At 66.6% G+C, this 23,934-nt stretch carries 22 protein-coding genes; 11 read left to right on the plus strand and 11 right to left on the minus strand.

The features are described from left to right. Positions 1-19: 19 nt before the first annotated feature. Entirely contained in the window at positions 20-1,279 is a 1,260-nt protein-coding gene (locus F6S87_RS01735) for a hypothetical protein (RefSeq protein ID WP_163226942.1), read from the minus strand. A gap of 212 nt (positions 1,280-1,491) precedes the next feature. Then, the gene (locus tag F6S87_RS01740) at positions 1,492-2,028 is read right to left on the minus strand and encodes a TetR/AcrR family transcriptional regulator (protein WP_163226943.1); all 537 of its coding nucleotides are present in this window, start codon (positions 2,026-2,028) and stop codon (positions 1,492-1,494) included. 185 nt (positions 2,029-2,213) lie between these two features. On the opposite strand from F6S87_RS01740, the gene F6S87_RS01745 reads away from it, so the two are divergent. Together F6S87_RS01745 and F6S87_RS01750 are read left to right on the plus strand one after the other, a co-directional pair. Further along, a complete protein-coding gene (locus tag F6S87_RS01745) occupies positions 2,214-3,218 on the plus strand; it encodes an ABC transporter ATP-binding protein (protein WP_163226944.1) in 1,005 nt (334 codons plus the stop codon). A gap of 5 nt (positions 3,219-3,223) precedes the next feature. Beyond that, positions 3,224-4,057 carry a hypothetical protein gene (locus tag F6S87_RS01750; protein ID WP_163226945.1) on the plus strand — a complete coding sequence of 278 codons (834 nt, stop codon included), beginning with the start codon at positions 3,224-3,226 and terminating at the stop codon, positions 4,055-4,057. Positions 4,058-4,129: 72 nt separating this feature from the next. Here the strand turns inward: F6S87_RS01750 and F6S87_RS08920 are convergent, their stop codons facing one another. The 4 genes from F6S87_RS08920 to F6S87_RS01770 all read right to left on the minus strand — a co-directional run bounded on the left by F6S87_RS08920 (position 4,130) and on the right by F6S87_RS01770 (position 9,674). After that, positions 4,130-5,737: a DUF3027 domain-containing protein gene (locus tag F6S87_RS08920; protein WP_163226946.1), complete on the minus strand. Its 1,608-nt coding sequence runs from the start codon at positions 5,735-5,737 to the stop codon at positions 4,130-4,132. Positions 5,738-5,861: 124 nt separating this feature from the next. Next, complete coding sequence (locus F6S87_RS01760) at positions 5,862-7,619, minus strand: HAMP domain-containing sensor histidine kinase (protein WP_163226947.1); 1,758 nt, start codon at positions 7,617-7,619, stop codon at positions 5,862-5,864. An 8-nt stretch (positions 7,620-7,627) separates the two neighbouring features. Beyond that, complete coding sequence (locus F6S87_RS01765) at positions 7,628-8,359, minus strand: response regulator transcription factor (RefSeq protein ID WP_163226948.1); 732 nt, start codon at positions 8,357-8,359, stop codon at positions 7,628-7,630. 97 nt (positions 8,360-8,456) lie between these two features. Beyond that, entirely contained in the window at positions 8,457-9,674 is a 1,218-nt protein-coding gene (locus tag F6S87_RS01770; protein ID WP_231129303.1) for a TPM domain-containing protein, read from the minus strand. A gap of 112 nt (positions 9,675-9,786) precedes the next feature. Between F6S87_RS01770 and F6S87_RS01775 the strand changes: the two genes are divergently transcribed. Further along, positions 9,787-10,077: a WXG100 family type VII secretion target gene (locus tag F6S87_RS01775; protein WP_163226949.1), complete on the plus strand. Its 291-nt coding sequence runs from the start codon at positions 9,787-9,789 to the stop codon at positions 10,075-10,077. A gap of 102 nt (positions 10,078-10,179) precedes the next feature. Here F6S87_RS01775 and groL read toward each other — a convergent pair whose 3' ends face one another. The 3 genes from groL to F6S87_RS01790 form a co-directional block, all read right to left on the minus strand. Then, the gene (gene groL, locus F6S87_RS01780; RefSeq protein ID WP_163226950.1) at positions 10,180-11,793 is read right to left on the minus strand and encodes a chaperonin GroEL; all 1,614 of its coding nucleotides are present in this window, start codon (positions 11,791-11,793) and stop codon (positions 10,180-10,182) included. A 608-nt stretch (positions 11,794-12,401) separates the two neighbouring features. Continuing rightward, positions 12,402-12,611 carry a cold-shock protein gene (locus tag F6S87_RS01785; RefSeq protein ID WP_163226951.1) on the minus strand — a complete coding sequence of 70 codons (210 nt, stop codon included), beginning with the start codon at positions 12,609-12,611 and terminating at the stop codon, positions 12,402-12,404. A gap of 408 nt (positions 12,612-13,019) precedes the next feature. Further along, the gene (locus F6S87_RS01790; protein WP_163226952.1) at positions 13,020-13,709 is read right to left on the minus strand and encodes a LytR C-terminal domain-containing protein; all 690 of its coding nucleotides are present in this window, start codon (positions 13,707-13,709) and stop codon (positions 13,020-13,022) included. 120 nt (positions 13,710-13,829) lie between these two features. Between F6S87_RS01790 and F6S87_RS01795 the strand changes: the two genes are divergently transcribed. From F6S87_RS01795 to F6S87_RS01825, 7 genes are all read left to right on the plus strand, one after another. Continuing rightward, positions 13,830-14,606 (plus strand): uracil-DNA glycosylase, encoded by a 777-nt coding sequence (locus tag F6S87_RS01795; RefSeq protein ID WP_163227536.1) that lies wholly within the window; start codon positions 13,830-13,832, stop codon positions 14,604-14,606. Between the two features lie 256 nt (positions 14,607-14,862). Then, a complete protein-coding gene (locus tag F6S87_RS01800; protein ID WP_163227537.1) occupies positions 14,863-15,912 on the plus strand; it encodes an AAA family ATPase in 1,050 nt (349 codons plus the stop codon). 101 nt (positions 15,913-16,013) lie between these two features. After that, on the plus strand, positions 16,014-16,958 hold the full coding sequence (locus F6S87_RS01805) for a DUF58 domain-containing protein (protein ID WP_231129358.1): 945 nt from the start codon (positions 16,014-16,016) through the stop codon (positions 16,956-16,958). Beyond that, positions 16,955-17,515 carry a hypothetical protein gene (locus tag F6S87_RS01810; RefSeq protein WP_163226953.1) on the plus strand — a complete coding sequence of 187 codons (561 nt, stop codon included), beginning with the start codon at positions 16,955-16,957 and terminating at the stop codon, positions 17,513-17,515. The genes F6S87_RS01805 and F6S87_RS01810 overlap by 4 nt, the downstream gene beginning before the upstream one ends. A gap of 5 nt (positions 17,516-17,520) precedes the next feature. Next, positions 17,521-18,579 (plus strand): VWA domain-containing protein, encoded by a 1,059-nt coding sequence (locus tag F6S87_RS01815; protein WP_163227539.1) that lies wholly within the window; start codon positions 17,521-17,523, stop codon positions 18,577-18,579. After that, positions 18,576-19,607 (plus strand): vWA domain-containing protein, encoded by a 1,032-nt coding sequence (locus F6S87_RS01820; RefSeq protein ID WP_163226954.1) that lies wholly within the window; start codon positions 18,576-18,578, stop codon positions 19,605-19,607. Before F6S87_RS01815 ends, F6S87_RS01820 begins: the two co-directional genes overlap by 4 nt. Next, on the plus strand, positions 19,604-20,158 hold the full coding sequence (locus F6S87_RS01825) for a DUF6466 family protein (RefSeq protein ID WP_163226955.1): 555 nt from the start codon (positions 19,604-19,606) through the stop codon (positions 20,156-20,158). Before F6S87_RS01820 ends, F6S87_RS01825 begins: the two co-directional genes overlap by 4 nt. A 77-nt stretch (positions 20,159-20,235) precedes the next feature. Here the strand turns inward: F6S87_RS01825 and F6S87_RS01830 are convergent, their stop codons facing one another. Next, positions 20,236-21,786: a PGAP1-like alpha/beta domain-containing protein gene (locus tag F6S87_RS01830; RefSeq protein ID WP_163226956.1), complete on the minus strand. Its 1,551-nt coding sequence runs from the start codon at positions 21,784-21,786 to the stop codon at positions 20,236-20,238. Then, the gene (locus F6S87_RS01835; RefSeq protein ID WP_163226957.1) at positions 21,783-22,133 is read right to left on the minus strand and encodes a hypothetical protein; all 351 of its coding nucleotides are present in this window, start codon (positions 22,131-22,133) and stop codon (positions 21,783-21,785) included. The genes F6S87_RS01830 and F6S87_RS01835 overlap by 4 nt, the downstream gene beginning before the upstream one ends. 187 nt (positions 22,134-22,320) lie before the next feature. Between F6S87_RS01835 and purB the strand changes: the two genes are divergently transcribed. After that, entirely contained in the window at positions 22,321-23,763 is a 1,443-nt protein-coding gene (gene purB, locus F6S87_RS01840) for an adenylosuccinate lyase (RefSeq protein ID WP_163226958.1), read from the plus strand. The last annotated feature ends 171 nt before the right edge of the window (positions 23,764-23,934 follow it).

Genomic DNA, 23,934 nt, shown 5'->3' on the forward strand with positions numbered 1-23,934 from the left:
CAGGGAACGGCAGCCATCATTAGTTGCCAGTCGCGGTTGACGGCGAGGCGGAGGAATCGTCGCCGGCGGTACTGGCGGCGGTTTTCCTCGACGAGGAGGACGAACTGCTCCCGCCGGTCTCCGACGAGCCCGACGAGGAGGACGACGAGCTGCCGGAGGTCGGGCTGTCCGTCGACGTGCCCGACGACGAGGCGCCGGACGAGGACGCCGAACCGGACGAGGACGACTTCCCGGACGTCGACGTGGAGCTTCCGGACTTCGCCGATGTCACTCCGGACGACGAGGACGTCGACGGCGAGGCGGACGCCGATGGGCTGGCGGACGACGAGGACGACGACGAAGAGGAAGAGGAAGAGGAAGAGGAATCAGACGACGAAGTCGACGAGTCGTCCGACGACGTGCCGGTCGTGGCGGCGGCGAGCATTGGCGCGTGGGTGAGGTCGGCGAGCGGGGTCGAGGACGAATCGTCGTCGGAGGACGAATCGTTGCCGTTGTCGCCGGAGGCGCCGGGCGCCGCATTGTCCATCGCCGTCAGCAGTTCCTTCGTGAGCTCGGTGTAGACGGCATTGAGGTCCTCGGCCTTCGCGGCGTTGGCGGTCAGCGTGGCGTCCGACATCGTGACCGAGCAGCCGACGGTGACCTGCCGGTCGACGGCGGCCGTCTTGAGCAGGTTTTCGATGGAGGCCTTGTCCTGCCCGTCGAGCAGCGGTTCGCCGGTCAGGTGGAATTCGTCGGCCTCGTCGACGACGGTGGCGAGGACGCCGCGCGTCGCCTTCGCGTCGTCGCGGCTGTCGGTGCAGCTCGACATCGCGGCGGCGCGTGCCGTGTGCGCGATGTTGCCGTTCATGAACAGGAAGCCGACGACGAGCGCGACAATGACGACCGACAACAGGATGAACAATGCGCGGCTGCCGCGCAGTCCGCGATGCCTGTTGACGCCGTGGTGCGGCAGCTGGATGGCGGCGATGTCGGCGTCGGTGACGGCACCGGCATCTTCGTCGCCGCGCTGCCGGCGAAACAGTTCGCTCGGCTTGAGCCTGGCGAGCTTGCTCTTCGGCTTGAAGCTCGGCGGCCGCTTCGTCTCGGGAAACTCGGTCGTCGGCGCGTCGACGGCGGTCATGTCGGCCGTCTTCGCCGGCGGCTCGGCCGACTGTCCGGCGGACGGTTCCGCCGGCTGTCCAGCCTGCGACGATTCGCCCGCAGCCGTGCCGCCGGCTCCATTCCCGGCCGCGGGCATGTCTTGTTCCCGCTTCTCGAGATCGGAATGTTCGTCGCCCACCAGTGCCTCGTGCCTTTCCGCCGCGACGGCCGCCGGATGACGGCCCTCGCCCGAATATCGAGCCCAGTTTACGGGCTTGATGCCTATGGAAATACGAGACGAAACTGAAAGATTCCTCAAAGATTTTCCACGCGGATAACCCCGTCGTTTCGCCGGTTCGGCGACGTCGGGCCGATGCGGACTATCGGCGGCGATTTTCCCGGTAGCCGATGCTATGCTCCGAGCCGGCCCCGATATTCGGTTTCGAGAATGGCCACCATCTCCTCCGGCGGAACCGTGCAGCCCTCCTCGAGCCACTTGCGCAGCATCGCGTTGATGCCGGCCTTGAAGAACGCGATGTGATAGTCCATGTGTTCGGCGGTGCCGAGGTACTTCTCCGCCTCGCTGGCCTCGAGGTGCTCGTCGTAATAGGACTCATAATCGAAGTTCAGCTTCATCATCATTCGGAAGAAGTCCGGATGCTCGCTGATTTCCTGGAACATCGGCAAGTAATTGTACGAATGCGATCGAGTCTCCGCCTCGCGCGGATACAGCGCCAGGTAGTGCTCGAACATCTGGGTGCGGACCGTTTCCGCGAGATCGTCGATGTCGAGATAGTTCGCGTAGAACGTCGACCGGTTGACGCCGGCCAGCTTCGTGATCTCGTTGACCTTGATGTCCCCGAGTTCCTTCGTCTCGAGCAGCTGCCTGAACGCCGCCTCGATCCGGTCCTGCGAATTGCGCCTGCGACCGCCGCTTGCCATGCTCATCCGAATGCCCCTCTCTTCCCTGCACATCCGACATTTCGGGAAAACTGTCGGTTGTGGCGCCTGTATTCGATTTCTATTCTAGAACTAAATCCGACACGTGTCCGAACACATGTCGCGACATCTGTCCGCAAGGCCTGTTGCCACCGTTGCCAACGGCATCCGGACCAACGAGAAGGAGGGGCACGATGGACGCCATCGCCATCGAGGGTCTGACGAAGACCTACCGCGGCATCCCCGCCGTGGACAACCTGACCATGCACGTGCCGAGGGGCTCGATCTACGGCTTCATCGGCGAGAACGGCAGCGGCAAGTCGACGACCGAGAAGCTCATATGCGGACTGCTGACGAAGCAGGGCGGCCGCGTCAGCATCCTCGGCCGCCCCGGTGACGATCCGCTCGTGCGCAGCCGCCTCGGCGTGCTCATCGAGAATCCGGGCTGTTTCCCGGACAGCACCGTCTACCGCAACCTGTTCATGCAGGCGCTCAACCTCGGGCTGCCCAACCCCGACAAGGAAATTCGCCGCGTGCTCTCGCTCGTCGGCATGGAAAGCGCCGCCGGCCAGAAGTTCGGCAAGTGCTCGCTCGGCATGAAGCAGCGCATCGGCGTCGCGCAGGCGCTGATGGGCCATCCCGACGTGCTCGTCCTCGACGAGCCGATCAACGGCCTCGACGCCGACGGCATCCGCACCATCCGCGAGACGCTGCTGCACCTGGCCCACGACGAGGGCGTGACGGTGCTGATCACGTCGCACGTGCTCGGCGAACTGTCGAAGATCGCCACGCATTACGGCATCATCCGCCGCGGCCACATGATCAAGGAAATGACGGCCGCCGAACTCGAGACCGAATGCCAGTCGTTCGTCTACGTCGCCACCGAGGACGACTGGCGGGCGGCGCAGGTGCTGGCGCGCCGCTGGCGCCGTGTCGAGGTGCTCGACGGTGACGGCCAGCCGATTCACGTGAAGTCGTCGACCGGCTCGCCGACCGGTGGCCTGCGCGTCTACGACGCCCTCGACAGCGAGGATGTCTCCCGCTACCTGTTCGAGCACGGGCTGTTCGTCCGGGAAATCCGGATGAATCGCATCGGACTCGAGGAATACTACCTGCAATTGATGGACGAACAACGCCACGGGCCGGGAGCGCGGATGAATCGTGCCGCGTATTACGGTCCGAACGAAGACGGAAGGTGAGGACGATGACCAACACGAGGGAAGCAAGGACCGTGCGGCGGACGGCGGTGCCGGTGACCGGCAGCGTGGCGAGGACGTCGCGCGACCGGCTGATGCCGATGATCCGGATGGACTTTTACCGGCTGTTTCACACGCCGGTGTTTTACGTGATGGTCGCCATCTCGGCAATCATCCCGGCGCTCGTCGTGACGATGGTGCCGGCGAACGAGGATCCCGCCGTCGCCGCCACGCCGACCTACACGAACGCCTGGCAGGTCGTCGAGTCGGTGTCCGGCACGGCCGACAACGCCGCGCTGATGGACCTGGCGACGATGTGCAACATCAACATGGTCTACATTTTCGCGGCGCTGCTCGTCTCGATCTTCATCGCCCACGACTATTCGAGCGGCTTCGTCAAGAGTATCTTCACGACGCACGCGACGAAGACCGACTACGCCGTCTCGAAGACGCTGATCTGCTGGTTCTCCGGCTGCTGCATGGTGCTCGCATACGTGCTGGCCGCCCTCATTGTCGGAGGCGTCTCCGGACTGTCGCTCTCGCTCGGCGACCTCGGCGCTTCGGTATTCGGCGCCCTGTGCTGCGTGCTCGGCAAGATGCTGCTGATGGGATTGTTCACCGGCCTGTACGTCACCGTCGCCGTGTTCTTCCGCAGTCGCCTGTGGCTGTCGATTCTCGCGGCGTTCTGCCTCGGCATCCTGTTCTATCCGACGGCGATGATGAGCGCCCCGCTCGACGCGACGGCGCTGTCGGTCCTGATGTGCGCGGTCGGTGGCGCCCTCGGCGCGCTGCTGTTCGTCGCCGTCTCGGGATTCATTCTCCGTCACCGCGACGTGGCGTAAGGTTGTCTTTCCTGTTCATGTGACGGGCCCGAGCCAATGGCTCGGGTCCGTCACATGAACAGGGGCGTCAATTCATTCGCTGACGTCGATCTGCGACTCGAGGGCCGGGTTGCCCTCGTCGTCGGTCTTCGTCGCCATCGACGTCGACGGGGCGCTGTCGTCCTCGTCGTCGTTTGTCGCGACCATCGTCGCCTCGTCGGCCACTTCCGGCTCCTCCGGCAGTTCGGTGTCGGCGGCGATCTCGTCGGTTTCGGCCGGTTCGCTTGCTTCGTCGGCCGTCTTGTCTTCTTCGGCGGCAGTCTCCCCGGAATCGGCAGTCTCCCCGGAATCGACGGCCTCTTCGGGACCGGAGTCTTCTGCAGCATCATCCGTCTTGCCGGTTTCGTCAGCTTCGTCGGCATTGTCGGCTTCCGCAGCCGCGATCGGTTCGGCGGATTCAGCCGGTTCTGCCTGGTCGTCCGTCACGACTGACCCTTCCGCGACTTCTTCCTTGGCCTCTTCCCCGGACTCTTCCTTGGCCTCGGCCGTTTCCGCCGGCTTGGCGACGGCGACTTCCTGCTCGACGTTGCCCTGTCCGTCGACGACGACGTCGGCTTCGGATTCGTTCGTCTCGATGACCGGCTCGTCGTCGGTGTCCGTCGATTTCGCGTCCTCGACGGTCTCGGTGAGCTGCTCCATCAGCTCGACGTCGCCGCGCTCCTCGCGCCTGTGCTGGGCGATGACGTCGATGTGCAGGTCGTCGTAGGCCGGCTTCGTCTGCACCCACAGGTGCGATGGTTCCGGCGGCTCGATCTCGGAATGCTCTCCGCAGCCGTGGTCGACCGAGACGACGCGGCCGTCGTCGGGGCTCCAGCGGTTGGCGCACACGCCGAACATCGTGCTCAGGTCGCTCTCGAGCGGAATGAAGAAGCCGCACGTCGAGCACACGTTGCCGTCGGCAGTCTTCGTCGACAGCGACTTGGGACCGTGCGGACCGTCGTACCAGCGCTTCGCGGTCTCGGCGCGGCCGGCCGGGCTCATGACATGGCGGCGCGACAGGTCGAATCGTTCGACGGCTTCCTCGATGTCGACCGGCGAATCGGCCGACTCGACGACGGTGACCTCGCCGCTTTCCCGCACGGTTTCGGCAGGTTCGCCGGATGCCTCGGCGGCGGACGAATCGTCCAGCTGCGTCGTCGTGACTTCGGCGCGTTCGTCGACGATGTCGGCGCCGTCGCCGTCCGGCACGACGCTCAGTTTCTCCTCGATTTCGGTACGCTGTTCGCCGGTGGCGCCGTCGGCGGTCTCGACCTGCGACGATTCCTCCGTCGAGGTCTCCCTGACGAAACCGTCCTCGAGGCGCGGGTCGTCCGGCTCCGTGCCGATCGAGTCGGTGACGGACAGGTCGGACGGTTCGAGACGATCCTTCCACGGCACCCAGGCCGGCGGCTGCAGTGCCTGGTCGGTCGGCACCAGTGTCGACTCGTCAACGGTCCAGCGGTCGGCGTCGACGTCGTGGTACAGCGTGACCGACCACTGCCAGCCCTCGTAGCCGACGAGATGGGCGGCGAACCGGAAATCGGTGACCGAGTTCTCCATCGGCACGGCGACGACGAGCTCGCCCACTTCCTCGGGAGCCTCGGCCATGTCGATGGCGACGGCGCGCGCCAGGCCCGCCGGATCCAAATCGCTGTAATCCATACACCAGTCCTATATATATGCGGATATTTCCAAACTGTTCGTCAGTCTACTCACCTTCCTTAACATGTCACAAACCCGAGCCCGGGGGCTCGGGTTTGTGACATGCGGGAACGCAGACGGCAGGCTACAGCTGGTGGGCGTCGCGCTGCGGAGCGGCGCCGCGGAAGTCCTGCGTCAGCGGCAGGAACATCGTGTAGCTCAGTCCCCCGCCGGGCGTCTCGGTGGCGCAGATGAAGCCGCAGTGCGACTTGACGACGGCGAGGACGATCGCCATGCCGAGGCCGGTGCCGCCTTTCTGGCGGGCGCGCGACGGGTCGGCCGTGTAGAAGCGCTCGAAGATCTTCGCGCGCGATTCGTCCGGCACGCCGGGTCCGTGGTCGGCGAAGCGCGCGACGGCGTACTGGACGCCGGCCCTGTCGAGCTTGTAGCGTTCGGCGGCCTGCATGATGGACGCGAGCGATTGCTCGTTCGGCTTGAGCTTGCTCATGTCGCGCGGCGTCATGTCGATGCCGACGACGCCGAGCGAGAACTCGACGGGGCTGTCCGCCGGCGTGTAGCGGTGGATGTTGCCGACGATGTTCGTGACGACCTGGTGGATGCGGGTGCCGTCGGCGACGACGGTGACGTCGGGCAGCGGGCCCGGCGTCACGCCGAGCTTCGGCTTGCCGTCGGCGTCGTCGAGCGCCAGCGTGCCGGTGCCGATCGCGCGTTCGGGGTCGAGCGCGTGCAGGTCGTCGACGGAATCCTGCAGGACAGACGACATGCGGATGGGCTGCGTGGCGTTGACGCCGCGGCCCTCGTCGAGACGCGCGAGCGACAGCAGGTCCTCGACGAGGACCGTCATGCGCGACGACGATGCCTCGATGTGCGCGATCGAGTCGTCGGCGCGTTCGAGCGCGTCCGGCAGGTCGCGCTGCATCTTGTACAGCTCGGCGTAGCCGTGGATGGCGGCCAGCGGCGTGCGCAGTTCGTGCGAGGCGTCGGACACGAACTGTTTCATCTTGTCGGTGACGGCTTCCTGCTCCTTGAAACTCTGCTCGATCGTCGAGAGCATCGTGTTCAGCGACTTCGACAGCGATCCGACCTCGGTGTTCTCCGGTTCGGTCGGGATGCGCTGGGACAGGTCGCCGGCGGCGATCTTGGCCGCCGTCTTCTCGATGCGCTTGAGCGGGCTCAGCGTCTTCTCGACGACGATGGCGGACAGCACGCCGCCGAGCAGCACGACGGCGATGCCGACGAGCACGCAGAATTTCGTCAGCGTGTTGATCGTGTCGATCTGGTTGGCGAGCGACAGGCCGACGTAGACGATGCCGGTGTCCTCGTAGGTGGTGCCGGTCGTCTTGCCCCAGCGGAACGCGACGACGCGCCATGGCGCCTCGGCCGTCTCGAGCGTGGAGTGGTCGGGCGTCTTCTGGACGTTCTTGAGCGAGACGACGGCGTCGACGGTGAACGGCACGCCGAGTGTCTCGCCGTCGAGGTCGCCGTTGTCCGGCAGGTCCGGAGACGAGATGATGCCGTCCTTGTACACCGGCTGCAGCAGCACGGTGGACCGGTCAAGCTCGGCGTTGTACGCCTTGACGTAGTAGTTCGTCATCGAGTTCTGGTTCTCGCTGCCCTGCAGCATGTCGGTGTTGCGGAAGACGAGGTCGGCCTGCGAGATGAGCTGCGTGTCCGTCTTGTCCATCAGGTAGTTGCTGACGAGCTGGCGGATGGACAGCGAGATGCCCGCCGTGCCGACGGCGAGCAGCACGATGATGAGCACGACGAGCTTCGTGCTCAGCGAGACGCCGCGGGCCAGCGCACGTCTCGCGGTGCCTTTCGCACCGCGCTTCGTGGCTGGCCTCGCGGTAGTCTTCGCGCTGTCTTTCGCGCTTGGTTTCATGCGTCTGCTCAGTTCTTCGGCGCGCGGATCATGTAGCCGATGCCGCGCTTCGTCTCGATGAGCGGCGCCACCTTGTGCGTGGTGCCGTCCTCGTCGGTGACGGTGATGTCGTCGACCTTCTTGCGCAGGTAGGAAATGTACGATTCGACGATCGCGGCGTCGCCGCCCCAGTCGTACTGCCAGACGTGGTCGAGGATCTGCGCCTTCGACAGCACGCGGCCTTCGTTGTCCATCAAGTACAGCAGCAGCTTGTATTCGGTCGGGCTCAGGTCGATCTGCTGGCCGGCGCGGCTCACGTCGTGGGAGTCCTCGTTGATCTCGAGGTCGCCGACGCGGATGATCGGGTTGTCCTCGACCTGTTCGTGCGTGCGGCGCAGGATGGCGCGGATGCGGGCGACGACTTCCTCGAGGCTGAACGGCTTGGTGACGTAGTCGTCGCCGCCGACGGTCAGGCCCATGACCTTGTCCTGCGTGTCGTCGCGGGCGGTGAGGAACAGGACCGGCGCCTCGATGCCTTCCTGGCGGATGCGGCGCGTGACGGTGAACCCGTCGATGTCCGGCAGCATGACGTCGAGGATGATGAGGTCGGGCTGCGTCTTCTCGATGACCTCGATGGCTTCGGATCCCGAGGCGGCGGTGGCGACCTCGTATCCGGCGAAATGCAGCGACGCGACCAGCAGTTCGCGGATGGACGGTTCGTCGTCGACGACGACAAGCTTGGCTTCAGTAGGCTTACTCATGGTGACAATCCTCGTATTACAAGCTGAACGGTTCCTGAAAGGACACTGGCCATTGTAATGACGGCACTTGCGTGCCGTTTCCCGCTACCGGCGCATTTCAGGACCGCTTGCGCGGCTTGGTGAGGTCCACCTTGCGCTTGCGGCGGCCGGCCTTCTCCCGCTGTTCGCGCAGCTCGCGTCGCGTCGGCGGTTTCGTTTCGGCGTCCTCGTCGGCTTCCTCGGCCACTTCCTCGACGTACCGGTCGGCGGCCGGGGTTTCCTTCGCGTCCGGGGCTTCCTTCGCGTCTGGCGTCGTCGGTTCCGCGGCCGTCGGTTCCGCGGCCGTCGATTCGGCTTCCGGTTCCTCTTCGCTTCCCTTGAGCTTCTTCTTGCGGGCGGCCTTCTCGCGGATCTCGCGCACGTCGGCCGGATCGATCTGCGCCGTGTGCCACATCTTCGCGGGCTGTGCGGCGGTCTCGCCATCGCCGCGCTCGAAGTCGGCGATCGTCCTCGTGTCTTGGTGGCGGCCGACCTTGCGGCGGTGCTTCTTCCTCCAGACAATCATGAAGACGATCAGCGCGACGAGGACGACGAGGACGACGGCGAGGACGACGATGCTGACGACCGACGTCGTCTTCGTCGTGCTCGTCTTCTTCGCCGTCACGATCGCGTTCATCATGTCGATCGCGGCCTGCGCCCAGTTCGGGTCGCTCGAGTCGTCGACGATCGGCTGCAGCGCCGCGTCGGTGATGTCGTCGACGGTCGACTGTTTCTTGAGCCATGCGTCCGAGTTCGACGAGACGGCGACGACGAGCTGGCCGTCGGCGGACGCGACGGCGAGCAGCACGGTGTTCGGTTCCGGATTGAGCGAGTTGAGCAGGTCGGACGCCCACGTGGACGGCGACTCGTCGGTATTGAAGGTCGACAGGTACAGCAGGCGGACCGTCACGCCGGTCTCGGCCTTCGTCTTCGCGATCGCGTCGGAGACCTTCGACAGGTTCGAGCCGAGCAGGTTCTGCGTGTCGGTGATGTTCGTCGCCGTCGTGTCGGTCGACGTCGACGCGTCCGTCGAGGCGGACGAATCGTCCGAACTGCCGTCGGTGGCGGTGCTGTCCGCCGACTGGCTCGTCGTGTCCGAGGGGCTAGGGGACGATTCGTCCGCCAGTGCCGCCGGCGCGACGACGGACGCCAGCACGAACGCCATCGTGGCGAGCGCGGCGACGACGACCGCCGCCAGCGCACGCCAGCGGGACGATGCGGCCCGGCGTCGCTCCCCCTGTTGTGGAAGGTGTCCCCATTCGTCCACAACGCTTGCGCCGGCTTCTCTTTCGCTCAACTGTGCCATAGATTCCAAGATAGCGACCGGCTACGCCATTCGCCGGCCGGTTGCCGGAAAGCCAATCGGCAGACCGAAAACAAGAGGGACCAGGGAAAGGACAACAGCAACCATGGCGCAGTATCAGGTCGATTCGGCGCGCATCCAGACGGCCAGCGCGGCCGTCAGCTCGTCGGTGGCGGCCATCCGAGAGGCCGTCGACGGGATGTACGCGAACCTCAACGCCCTCGGCGAGGTGTGGACGGGATCGGCGGCCACGCAGTTCGCGACCGTCGCGGCCCAGTGGCGCAGTGCCCAGCAGCAAATGGAGGAATCGCTCGATTCCATCCAGCGCGCGCTGGCGAACGCCTCGGTCGTCTACGACGACGCCGAGACCCAGGCCTCCCGCCTCTTCGCGGGATGAAAACATGCAAAAATGTCACGAACCCGGGCTTGCAAGCCCGGGTTCGTGACATGAGTCAGTCAAGTCAGTCAGGTCGGCTGACAGATTGCGTCGGCTAACGGATCAGTAGCCCATGTCGGCGTTGGCCGGGGCGGCTGCCGGCGGCTCCGGCTTGTTGGCGACGACGGCTTCGGTCGTCAGGAACAGGCCGGCGATGGAGGCGGCGTTCTGCAGCGCGGAACGGGTGACCTTGACCGGGTCGGTGACGCCGGCCTTCATCAGGTCCTCGTACTCGCCGGTCGCGGCGTTCAGGCCCTCGCCCGCGGGCAGCGAGCGGACCTTGTCGAAGACGACCTCGCCGGACAGGCCGGCGTTCTCAGCGATCTGCTTGAGCGGAGCCTCGATGCCGCTGAACACGATCTGGGCGCCGGTGGCCTCGTCGCCGTCGAGCTTGACGTCGGCCTCGGCCTTCTTGGCGGCCTGCACGAGGGCCACGCCACCGCCGGGCACCAGGCCTTCCTCGATGGCGGCCTTGGCGTTGCGCACGGCGTCCTCGATGCGGTGCTTGCGTTCCTTGGCCTCGACCTCGGTCGCGGCGCCAACCTTGATGACGGCCACGCCGCCGGCCAGCTTGGCCAGGCGTTCCTGCAGCTTCTCGCGGTCGTAGTCGGAATCGGTGTTCTCGATCTCGCCGCGGATCTGGGCCACGCGGGCGGCCACGTCTTCCTTCGAGCCGGCACCGCCGACGATCGTCGTCTCGTCCTTGGAGACGATGACCTTCTTGGCCGAGCCGAGCACGGACAGGTCGATGGAGTCGAGCTTGAGGCCCAGCTCCTCGGAGACGACCTGGCCGCCGGTGAGGATGGCCATGTCCTGCAGCATCGCCTTGCGACGATCGCCGAAGCCCGGAGCCTTGACGGCGCAGGACTTGAACGTGCCGCGGATGTTGTTGAGGATGAGGGTCGGCAGCGCCTCGCCGTCGACGTCCTCGGCGATGATCAGCAGCGGCTTGCCGGTCTTCATGACCAGCTCGGCGACGTGGACGATGTCCTGCTGGGAGGAGACCTTGCCGCTGGTCAGCAGGATGTACGGATCCTCGAGCACGGCGGTCTGGTTCTCGGCGTCGGTGACGAAGTACGGGGAGATGTAGCCCTTGTCGAAGCGCATGCCCTCGGTGAAGTCGAGGTCGAGACCGAAGCGATTGTTGTCCTCGACGGTGACGACGCCGTCCTGGCCGACCTTGTCCAGCGCCTCGGCGATCTTCTCGCCGACTTCCGGATCGGCGGCGGAGATCGTCGCGGTGGCGGCGATCTGCTCCTTCGTCTCGACCGGCTTGGCGGAGGCGACGAGTTCCTTGACGATGGCGTCCGAGGCCTTCTCGACGCCGCGGCGCAGCGCGATCGGGTTGGAGCCGGCCACCACGTTCTTCAGGCCTTCGTGCACGAGGGCCTGGGCCAGTACGGTGGCCGTCGTGGTGCCGTCGCCGGCGACGTCGTCGGTCTTCTTGGCGACTTCCTTGACCAGCTCGGCGCCGATGCGCTCGAACGGATCCTCGAGGTCGATCTCCTTGGCAATGGAGACGCCGTCGTTCGTGATCGTCGGGGCGCCGTAGGTCTTGTCGAGCACGACGTTGCGACCCTTCGGGCCGAGGGTGACCTTGACGGTGTTGGCGAGCTTGTCGAGACCGGCGAGCATGCCCTGGCGGGCTTCCTCGTCATATTCGATGATTTTTGCCATTGTTCCTCCACAATCGGCTACATGTGTATCGGATATCCACCCGCGTTCCTCGAGCGACTTGGCCCGCGCGCGACGCGAGGTCGCCGCGATGCCGCCGGTCGTCAGCTACCGGATTATCACTCTCGGGCTTCGAGTGCTAATTCGCGAGATTAGCACTCGAACACCCCGAGTGCCAACTTGCCGACCGCGCTCAGCGTGCCGCGTTCGCGACTGGCTCAGCGGTCCCGTGCAACCATTTGCGCGCTGCCCGTCGCCTCATCTGCGACGAATCCCGTCATGACACTGATAACCATTCGCAGCTTTCGGCACGATTTTTTCATTCTGCAAGATTGTAAATTAACCATCAATTTCCCATAAGCCGTTTTTTATTTTCGACGATTCATGCAGTTAATTTAAGAATAATTTCAATGCAAACCATATTGACCGGCAAAATCTATCATCCAAAATGCAAAACATGTATTTTGCACGACAGGATTATTTTTTACTGTTTTTTATGGTTCCGGCCGATGACGCAACGGCCCGGAGGCGACACATGCCGCCTCCGGGCCATCCCGGGTTACTTACCTTCGATCAACTGGACCAGCCGGCCGCGCAGGCGGCCGTCTCCATCAGGACTCGATCTTGACCACGCGCGTGGCCTGGGCCCCCTTCGGCGTGATCTCGAAATCGTAGTCGACAGGATCGCCCTCGTTCAGCGTCCTGAACCCTTCCGACTGAATGACCGAGTAGTGGACGAAAACGTCGTCGCCACCGTCGGCGGGATTGATGAATCCATATCCCTTGCCCGCGCTGAAGAACTTTACCGTGCCCCTTGCCATGATTTTCTTTCTTTCTCTTCTCGTAACCCAGTGTCTTCGGTTCGAGGGAGACAGAAACAAAAAACCACCCCAGTTTGTGCTCCCTACCTCACAACTTCCGTTCATTGTAGTAAATCAAAATGCCACGAAACGCCGGTGACCGTCAAGTGAAATCAACTTCACAAAATCTGAAAATACTTTTTGGAAAGTGCTGAATGGAACCTCAAACATTTATCGACAGGTTTCTACAAAGTGTTTGCAAAACGGTTTGCAATACCATGCAAAGAATCATCAATTCGTGGCAATTTAGGTCGGTCCACACCAATCACGACGACAAGGGCCGGGCTTCCATGATGTGAAAGCCCGGTCCTCGTGGTCGCCACGCGTCGCCGCGCGGCATCGGCGGAAGAATCGGAAATACCGCTCTGGTCAGCTCATCAGCACGACCATGACCGGCACGCTGATGTTGGCCTGCACGACGTTCGAGATGCCGAGCGTCGAGGCGACCTGCTGGGCCGTCGCCAGGTCGTCGTCGCTGGCGTACCAGACGACGGTGGCGTCCGGCAGCGTCGCGTTGCTCGACGGATTGGCGGCCGTGACGGCCGTGAAGCCGGCATTGTTGAGCTTTGTCGCCTCCTGCGAGGCATAGCCCTGCACGCCGGTCGCGTTGATGACGCTGATCTGCGTGCCGTAGTCGACGGTGCCGGCGGTGTCGGTGGCGGACGACTCGTCGGAAGCGGACGCCGAGGCCGACGACTCGTCGGTCGCCGAGGCCGAGCTCTCGTCGGTGGCGGACGCCGAGGCCGAGGAGGACGCGGAGGCGGTGTCGGAAGCGGAAGCGGAGGCGCTGGACGACGAGGCCGTCGACGTTGCCGACGTCGTCGTGCCGGACGAGGCTTCCGAGGAGGACTTGAACATGTTCGCGGCCTCGCCGGAGAAGACGCCCCAGAAGATCAGGGCCGCCAGCACGGCGATGACGAGCACGGCAATGAACGGCGCCGTGCGCGCGGCCGCCGACCGGGCGCCGCGATGCACGCCGACCGGGCCGGCCGGCGGATTGTCGTAGGAGTCCTTGGGATAGGAATCGTACCCCTTGCTGTCCTTCTTGTCGTGAGCCATGGCTTCCCTTCCGATAGTCCTACGCACGAGTGTACCGTCACGCCGCGTCAGCGTCCACGCGTCGCTGTTCACAGTGTACGCCGCCGCCGGCGGACGGCGGATGACGGTACAGTGGCAACCATGACGAACGATTCTTCCCCCGATTTCTCCTCCCCCGACGTCCCGGCGTCCGGCACCGGCGACGATTCGCGCTCCCACGGCGGCCCGAAGCCGCTGGCCGAGCTCGTCGATCCCGGCTGGGCGGCCGTCCTGGCGCCGGTCGAGCCGCAGGTGCACCGCATGGGCGACTTCCTGCGCGCCGAGCACGCCCACGGCATCCAGACGCTGCCGGCGAGCCGCAACATCCTGCGCGCGTTCACGATTCCGTTCGACGACATCAAGGTGCTCATCGTCGGCCAGGACCCCTACCCGACACCGGGCCATCCGGTCGGCCTGAGCTTCTCGGTGGCGCCGGACGTGCGGCCCCTGCCGGCGAGCCTGCGCAATATCTATAAGGAGCTGCAGGACGACCTCGGCATCGCGCCGGCCGCCTCCGGCGACCTGACACCGTGGACGAGGCAGGGCGTCATGCTGCTCAACAGGTGCCTGACCGTGCGCGCCGGCCAGCCCAACAGCCACCAGGGCCGCGGCTGGGAGCCGGTCACCGAGCAGGCCATTCGCGCGCTCAACGCGCGAATCGATCCGGAAACCGGCCGGCCGAAGCCGCTCGTCGCGATTCTCTGGGGGCGTAACGCCCAGCAACTCGAGCCGCTGCTGACCAACGCGACGATTCTCAAGTCCGTGCATCCCAGCCCCCTGTCCGCCTCCCGCGGCTTCTTCGGGTCGAAGCCCTTTTCCCGCACGAACGAGGCCCTCGAGCGCCTGGGCACCACCCCCGTCGACTGGCGTCTCGAATAGCGGGACCGGGATTTCCGGGGGATGCGCAGGCCGGTGCGGTAGAATCGTGCGACGGACAGCTGTACCCGAGCGAATGATAGGGTGACCACTCATGGCTTTATTTCATACGCAATCGAAGGAACGTCCGCAGTCGGCGGGCACCCAGCGCACGCCGCAGGCCGCGGCGCCGGTGACGGCGGCGGCTCCGGGAGCCTCGCCGATCACGACCGGCACCGTGCCGGTCGTCGGCCACGCCGACACCAGCAGCATCCCGGCCATGCCGGCGGCCCAGGCCACCGCGGCGTACCCGTCCGCGACCGCCTCCGACTCGCAGCCGCTGACGGCCGACGACGTCAACCGCGCCCGCAAGCTCACCGACCGCATCCGCGCGCGCTTCGCGCAGACGCTCGTCGGCCAGGACAACCTGCGCGAATCGCTGATCACGACGATGATCGCCGGCGGCCACATCCTCGTCGAATCGGTCCCGGGCCTCGCGAAGACGACGGCCGCGCAGACGCTGGCGACGAGCGTGTCCGGCAGCTTCAAGCGCGTGCAGTGCACGCCGGACCTCATGCCGTCCGACCTCGTCGGCACGCAGGTCTTCGACTTCGCGACGCAGAAGTTCACGACGCAGATCGGCCCGATCCACGCGAACTTCGTGCTGCTCGACGAGATCAATCGCGCCAACGCGAAGACCCAGTCGGCCATGCTCGAGGCGATGGCCGAGGGCGCGACGACGATCGGCGGCCAGCGCATTCCGCTGCCGAAGCCGTTCATGGTCATCGCCACGCAGAACCCGATCGAGGAAGAGGGCACGTTCAACCTGCCGGAAGCGCAGATGGACCGCTTCATGATGAAGGCCGTCATGACGTATCCGACGTCCGACCAGGAAGTCGACATGCTCAAGCTGCTGACGCGTCGCGGTTCCGACGTCGTCGACCCGACGCAGGTCGGCGACGACGTCGTCTCGGTGCACGACGTCGACTTCCTGATCCGCTCCGCGCACCGCGTGCACGTGTCCGACGCGATCATGAAGTACGCCGTCGACCTGGCCAAGACGTCGCGCGGCGCCGGTCCGAACCCGATCCAGGGCCTGTCGACGCTCGTGCGTCTCGGCGCCTCGCCGCGCGCCTCGATCGCGTTCGTCCGCATCGGCCAGGCCGCCGCGCTGATGGCCGGCCGCGACTACGTCATTCCGGAGGATCTCAAGGGCTTCGCGCACGAGATCCTGCGCCACCGCATCCTGCTGACGTTCGAGGCGCTCGCCGATGGCGTGACGACCGACCAGGTCGTCGATTCCATCGTCAAGGTCGTCCCGGTTCCGTGAGGTCGAGCGCCTTGGCATCGAAGAACACGAAGAACCGGGCGAAGGACCGCAAGCGCGACCGCCGCGACGGCGACGCCGGCACCGCCGAGCCGATCGTCCCGATGAAGCCGTCCGACGAATCCGAGCGGATCCGCCGCCGGATCGAGACGCTCGGCACGTCGATGACGCTGCCGACGGTCCGCCGCGCGCTCGGCGTTGTCGAGGGCGAGCACGCCTCGCGGCGTCCCGGCGGCGCCGACGACCTGCTCGACATCCGGCAGTACGAATCGGGCGACGAGTCGAGGGCGATCGACTGGAAGATCTCGGCCCGCTCCGGCCGGCCGATGGTCGTCCAGCGCGAGCGGCTCGTCTCCTCGCATGTCTATCTGCTCATGGACGTCGGCCGCGAAATGACCGAGGTCTGCCCGTCCGGCGAGCGCGCGTTCGAGGTCGCCGCCAACGCGCTGTGCATGTTCGCTGCGCTGAGCCTGCGCCGTTCCGACGACATCTCGCTCGTGTTCGGCGACGCGGCGAGCATCACGCGCGTGCCGTTCCACGGCGGCTTCGCGCAGTTCGAGAAGACGATCGACGAGGCGCTCGGGCGGCCATGGGCCGCGCCGCGCAACATCGGCGCGCTGCTCGACTACGCGGCGCACGTGCGCGACCGCGACGCGCTCGTCGTCGTCGCGACCGACGAGCATGCGCTCGGTCCGGACCATCTCAAGACGATCCGGCGCATCGCCCGCACGCATCCGCTTGTCGTCATCGACGTGACGACGATCAATCCGTTCATGCCCGAACCGATCCGCGGCGCCGGCCCGGTCCACGTGGCCGATGCGCGCACGGGCCGGCGAGTGCCGGCGTTCCTGCGCACGCAGGCCGACATCGCCGAGGTCGACACGCACCGCGCCTACCTGGCGAAGGCGCTCGACGCCGAACTCGCCCGCGTGGACGCCCGGGCCATCCGCTCCGACTCGAGCGAGGCGATGTTCCGCGCCTTCGTGCGGCTCATTGCCAGCGCGCGACCGGCGGCCACCATTTCTTCCCTCTCTGGAGGCTCCAGGTGAATCACCCTTACGTTCCCGGACAGTCCGCCGTGCTGGCGCTGGATACCGGCGACCTGAAGGCGCTCCCCCGTCTCGATCTCGACGGTCCGATCGTCGTCGCGATCGTGGCGGCGCTCGTCGTGGCCGTCGCGCTCGTCGTCGCCGCCGTGCTGCTGTCGAGACAGAAGCGCCCGAAGACGAAACAGCAGCCGGCCGGCGCCCACGCCAAGCTCGGTCCGCGCGACGTTTGGAAGCAGCGCATCGCACAGGTCGTCGCCGACTACGACGACGGCGACATCGACCGCGAGGAGGCGTTCGCGCGCCTCGCGACCGTCGCGCGCCGCTTCGCGTCGGCGGCGTCCGGCACGACGGTCACGTCGCACACGCTGCTCGACCTCAACCGGGACCGCACCGTTTCCGGCGCCGTCTCGCAGGACAACTGGACACTGTTCCGGCAGACGATCGCCGCGCTGTATCCGCCCGAGTTCGCCGACAACGAGCACCACCGGATCGCCCGCGACGCGACTGTCGACCAGGCGGCCGGCTGGGTGCTGGCCCTCGTCGAGAAATGGCGGTGACGACGATGATATTGACATTCCAGTGGCCATGGGCCATCCTGATCGCGCTCGTCGTCGCGGCGTTGGTGCTGTGGCTCGCCAGCGCGCTGTCCGGCCGCGGCCTCGACCGCCAGCCGCAGGTCGAGGCGTTCCACCTGGCCGACGATCTCAAGGGCGAGCACGCCTCGCACCTGATGCGCATCTGGCGTGCGTGGAACCGCGTGGCGGCCGTGCTGCTCGCGCTGGCGCTCGTCGTCGCGCTCGTCATGGCCGGCCGGCCCAGTTCGGTCGACAAGAGCGACGAGACGACCGGCAACCGCGACATCGTGCTGTGCCTCGACGTCTCGGGATCCACGCTGCCCTACGACAACGAGGTCATCGAGACGTACCTGAAACTCGTCAAGCACTTCGAGGGCGAACGCATCGGCCTGTCGATCTTCAATTCGACGTCGCGCACCGTCTTCCCGCTGACCGACGACTACGACCTCGTGCAGCAGCAGCTCGAGAATGCGTCGACGATCCTCAAGGGCGTCGAGACGCAGGACGACATCGACGCGCTGACCGACGCCCAGTACCAGGCCGTTTCGGACTGGCTGGACGGCACGCAGAACAAGAACAACGCCACGAGCCTGATCGGCGACGGTCTCGTCTCCTGCGCCGCGATGCTGCCGGGCTTCACGTATTCGTCCGGCCAGTCCGAGGGCGCCGACCGCGAGGCGTCGATCGTGCTGGCGACCGACAACGTCGTCTCGGGCACCGAGACGTACACGCTGCAGCAGGCGCTGGACCTGACGAGCCAGGCCGGCATCACGGTGGACGGCCTGTATTCGGGGCCGTCGTCGAGCGAGGACGACCAGACGACGAAGGACATGGAAAGCGAGATCGAATCGCATGGCGGCGTGTTCCTGACGCAGTCGGACGGCACGAGCGTGGACGCGCTCGTGCGCGAGATCGACAAGCGGCAGGTCGCGTCGGTCGAGAAGCATTCGCAGGCGGCCGTCGTCGACGCACCCGGCTGGTGGACGCTCGGCATCGCCGTGCTGCTGGCCGGATGGCTGGTCGTGGCCTGGAGGTTGAAGCGATGAGCACATTCACATTCGCGCCGGCCCTCGGATGGCCGGCGGGCATCGTCATCGTCGTCGTCATGGCGGCCCTGGCCGTCGTCGAGATCGTCCAGTACGTCCGCCGGCGTTCCGTCCGGCCGGTCGGCGACACCGACGAGACGGCCGGCAGCTGCATCCGCCGCGTGCTGATGCTGCTGCTTGTCGCCGTCATGGCGCTGACGCCGTCGACGGCCACGGCGACGACGAGCCGCGCGGTCAGCGCGACCGACGTCGTCATCGCCACCGACATCACCGGCTCGATGGCCGTCGACGACGCGCAGTACGGCTCCGACGAGACGATGAGCCGTCTCGACGCCGCCAAGCTCGCGATCGAGGACCTGACGCGCCTGTACGCGAACTCGAGCTTCGCCGCCGTCAGCTTCGGCGCGACCGGCAATCTCGACGTGCCGCTGACGCCGGACACCGGCGCGATCGACACGTGGGCGCAGGCGCTGACGACCGAGCCGACGTCCACGTCGGCCGGATCGTCGCTGGACGCCGGACTGGACACGCTGATCACGACGCTCAAGTCGATCAGGGACGAGCATCCGGACGACCGGATCATCCTGTACTTCATCACCGACGGCGAGCAGACGTCGCCGACGTCGCCGCGCACGTTCTCGACGCTGCGCGACTACCTGACCGACTCGTGCGTCATCGGCGTCGGCTCGGAGGCGGGCGGCAAGATTCCCGCCGTCACGTCCGGCGGCCAGACGACCGGCGAGTACGTCAAGGATCCGTCGACCGGCGAGGATGGCATCTCGAAGCTCGACGTCGCCGAGATCAAGGAGCTCGCCGACGAACTGTCCGGCTCGTACATCCTGCTCGGCCCGTCGGCGACCGTCGACAACACCGAGGTCGCCCAGCAGTCGTCGAAGTGGCGCGTGACGAGCACGGCCCGGGAACGCATCCGCACGTCGCCGATTGTCTGGCCGTTCGCGATCGCGCTCGCCGTCCTGCTGGCCTGGGAGCTCGGCGTGTGGATCGCGACTTCGAGGAGGCTGCTGTGAACGCAAATGCAACGGGAAACGCGAACAGGAAGACGCCGCGGGCGCCGCTGGCCGTCAGGATCGTGCTGCTGCTGTTCGGCGTGCTGATGCTCGTCGTCGCGGGGCTCGCCGCCGTGAATTTCTCGGCGCTGTCGACGTACAACCAGGCGACGGCGACGCTCGAGTCGAACCTCGAGGCGGCCGCGTCCGACTCCCCCGACCTCGACGCGCTGTCGACGTCGCAGGCGCAGGTCGACCTGCAGTACGAGTCGGCCGCGGCGATGGACGCCGTGCTGCTGCCGCAGCTCAAGTCGTCGATCGCCGGCAACGCCACCGTCTCGGCGAAGCTGACGGCGCTGATCGCGAAGGCACAGGCCGACGCCGCGTCCACCGACTCGTCGTCGGCGACCGGCGCCGACGGTTCGTCGTCGACGTCGACGAGCGCGCTGACCGACGAGCAGAAGCAGCAGATCGAGGACCTGCTCAAGTCGAACGGCAAGCAGAGCTCCGGCGACAGCACCCAGTCGGACACCGCGACGACCAGCACGCAGTCCACCGCCAAGCCGTGGTGATGGCCGCCCTTTCAATGCTGTCTTGATGTCATGAACCCGGGCCGGAAGCCCGGGTTCATGACATCTTGAGAACATTTTCATTCCTCCTCCGTCGTCGTCCCCGATTCGACATGCGACATGCGGCCCTGATAGTACGTGGTGCCGTCGTAGTCGCCGGCGATCGATTCGGCGAAATGCTGCTCGTGGACGGCGAGCGCCGGGGAACCGAGCGACGTCGCGTCGGCGTAGGCGGCGATGTGGTATTCGAGCCAGTGCGTGATCTCGTAGTCGTCGGGGTCGGTCATGACCGGCGCGCCGCTCGCCGTCGCCGTCGAGCCGTCGACGAGCGTGCCGCGCACCGTCAGCCATGTCTCGCCCGACGGATTGTCGTCGCCGTCGAGGGCGGCGACCAGTTCGTCCTCCATCTCGATCGCCGTCACCCACGTGCTGTCGGCGACCGGATGGTTGGCGATCGGCGAACCGGCCGTCACGATGTGCGAGATCGTGAATTCGTCGCCGCAGTCGCTCGCGATCGCGGCGGCGACGATGCCGCCCTGCGAATGGCCGACGAGGACGACGGAGTCGTCGGCGCCGATGCCGGCCATCCTCATCGCCTCGACGACCATGCGGTAGCTGTCGGCCTGCGTGCGCACGGACGCGTCGTCCGACATCAGCTCGAGGTTCTGTTCCCAGCCGAACGGCGAGTCCCACTGGCCGTCGGTGCCGGGGATCGTGACGAGCCAGCTGGCCGTGCCGTCGGCCGCGACGTAGCGGCTGATCGCGATCGTGCCGTAGTCGACGCCGGAATCGTCGCCGTCGGCGAGCCGCGCCGTGCCGAGCCGGCGCAGGTCGGCCAGCGCGTCGGCGACGCCGGTCGCCGAGCCGACGAGCGGCGTCGCCGGCTCGACTTCGACGACGGTCAGCTCGTCGCCCTGCAGCAGGTTCTTGACCCGGGACGATCCGGCCGCCAGCCACGTGGCCCCGGCATTCGTCTCGCCCGTGGCGAGCAGGCCGGCCCATTCGGATCGGCCGGTGGCCAGCGAGCCGATGCCGGCGAGCAGGCCCTGCTGCATCCACGTCGTCGCGTTCAGCGCATGCGTCCAGTTGACGCCGTCGCCGGTGGCCAGCGAATAGGCCAGGCCGCCGAGCGCACACAGGCCGGCGACGCCGAACGTCGCCAGCGGCGAATGCACGGCCGCGAACTGGACGATCTCGTCGACGAGGCGGCGCGACAGCGCCTCGGCCGCCTCGTAGAGGCTGAACGCGCGGGCCACGCGGCTCGAGAGCGCCTCGCATTCGTCGGCGACGGCCATCAGCGCCGCCGCGGCATCGCCGCATTGCGCGACGAGCGTGCCGTAGTCGAGGACCGTGTGCGTCGTCGTCACGGCCGCCGCGCCGGTCGGGTCGGCCACCGCTGCGCACGACGTGCCGGCGACGACGAGCGTGCCGGTGCCGTTCGCGGCCGCGCACCACGACAGGCGCGAACGCTGATATTCGATCGCGAGCTGCGCGTTGCCCCATGCCGACGCGGCCGACTGGCAGCTGTTGGCCTGGTCGTCGAGCAGTGTGACGATCGTCCCGTAGACGGCCTTGTCCGCGGTCGAATACTGCCGGCCGCCGCTGATCGTCGCCTGCACCTGCGTCGTCATGGCACCGCCTCCGCCAATGCCGTCGCCGTCATCGTCACTGTCGTCACCGTCGTCGCGTCGAGCGCCGTGAGCCGCGCGGCGGCGACGAGGCCGGCCGCGTCGGCGGCGCGGACGGCGAGCGCGGCGATGCGCTCGCGGAACAGGTCGGCGGCCTGGCCTTCCCAGCCGTCGGCGGCGCAGGCGGACGGATCGGCGGCGACGTCGTCGAGGATTGCCGTCGCCGACCGGCACAGCGTCTCGACGAGCGTGCGGCATTCGTCGGCCGCGCCTGTGCAGACGCAGGCCGGTGCCGCCGCCAGCAGGTTCGAGCTCGTCGTCGCCGGCAATGCAGTGGTCATCGTGGTCATGCCCACCATTGCACCGCCCGCGCGACGCCGATGCCAACCCGGCACGCTTCCGGTGGGCGAATCGTCCAATTTCCACAGGCGCCCTGTCCCGACGCCGTCCGCGACATCGACGGGCGCTGTCCATCATGCGGGAGCCGGGAACGGGAAAATGGCCCCCTTCTTCAGGGAGGTCGCTAGGCTGGAAACCATGAGGCTTACCGATATCTCTCCCAGCATTGCACTCACGCCGATCGACGGACGCTACCATGCCCAGACGGCTCCCCTCGTCGAATACCTGAGCGAGCCGGCGCTCAACCGCGAACGCATGCGCGTCGAGGTCGAATGGATGATCCTGCTGGCCAACGGCTACGAAGGCAACGGCTGGCAGCCGATCGTGCCGGGCGTCGAGCCGCTGACCGACGAGGAGCAGGAGTACCTGCGGGCCATTCCCGAGCACTTCGGCGCCGAGGGCATCGAGCGGCACGCCGAGTTCGAGGCGAAGACGAAGCACGACGTCAAGGCCGTCGAATACTACATCGACGACGCGCTCGACCGCGCCGCCGACATCCTCGGCCACCCGACGCAGCTGACGGAACTCAAGACGCTCGTCCACTTCGCCTGCACGTCCGAGGACATCAACAACCTGTCGACGGCCCGCTGCGTCAAGGGCGCCGTCGAGCAGGTGTGGCTGCCGGCCGCGACGAAGATCGTCGACCACCTCGCCGCGAAGGCCGACGAGTACGCCGACATGGCGCTGCTGAGCCTGACGCACGGCCAGCCGGCCACGCCGACGACGCTCGGCAAGGAACTCGCCGTCTACGTCTACCGCCTGTCCCGACAGCTCAAGCATGTCGCCGCCCAGGAATACCTCGGCAAGATCAACGGCGCGACCGGCACGTTCGGCGCGCACTACGCCGCCGTCCCCGACGCCGACTGGCCGGCGATCTCCCGCGAGTTCGTCGAGCATCGCATGGGCCTGACCTGGAACCCGCTGACGACGCAGATCGAAAGCCACGACTGGCAGGCCGAACTCTACGGCACGGTCGCCCATGCCAACCGCATCATGCACAACCTGTGCGTCGACGTGTGGATGTACATCTCCCGCGGCGTGTTCGCGCAGGTGCCGGTCAAGGGCGCCACCGGCTCGTCGACGATGCCGCACAAGGTCAACCCCATCCGCTTCGAGAACGCCGAGGCGAACTTCGAGCTGTCCTGCTCGCTGCTGGACACGTTGTCCGCCACGCTCGTCGAGTCGCGCTGGCAGCGCGACCTGACCGACTCGACGACGCAGCGCAACATCGGCACGGCGCTCGGCTACTCGCTGCTCGCGCTGAACAACCTGCTCGGCGGCCTCGAGTCGATCCATCCGAACAAGGCCGTCATCGACGACGAGCTCGAGAACAACTGGGAGGTCCTCGGCGAACCGATCCAGACGGCCATGCGCGCCTGCGAACTCGCCGGACTGCCGGGCATGGACCATCCGTACGAGAAGGTCAAGGAGCTCATGCGCGGCCAGCAGATCGGCAGGGACGACGTCGAGCGGTTCATCGCGTCGCTCGCCTTCGACGACGAGACGGCGAAGCGGCTGACGGCGCTGACGCCGGCAGGCTACGTCGGCGTGGCCGCCGACCTCGTGCGCTACGACCGCTGATTCGTACTCGCCCCGAGTACAATATGGTTGCCAATAGTGTTGCCTGCCATCGCCCACGGTGGCAGGCACTCTGATATTTTCCCGAACGATTCCCCCGACCCGCGCCGCGCCACGGCGAACGGGAGGCACGGGACGACGCACGGACGATTGGCGCGACTTGACCGACCGAAA

It is taken from the genome of Bifidobacterium choloepi (assembly GCF_010667615.1).
Classification (GTDB): Bacteria; Actinomycetota; Actinomycetes; order Actinomycetales; family Bifidobacteriaceae; genus Bifidobacterium; species Bifidobacterium choloepi.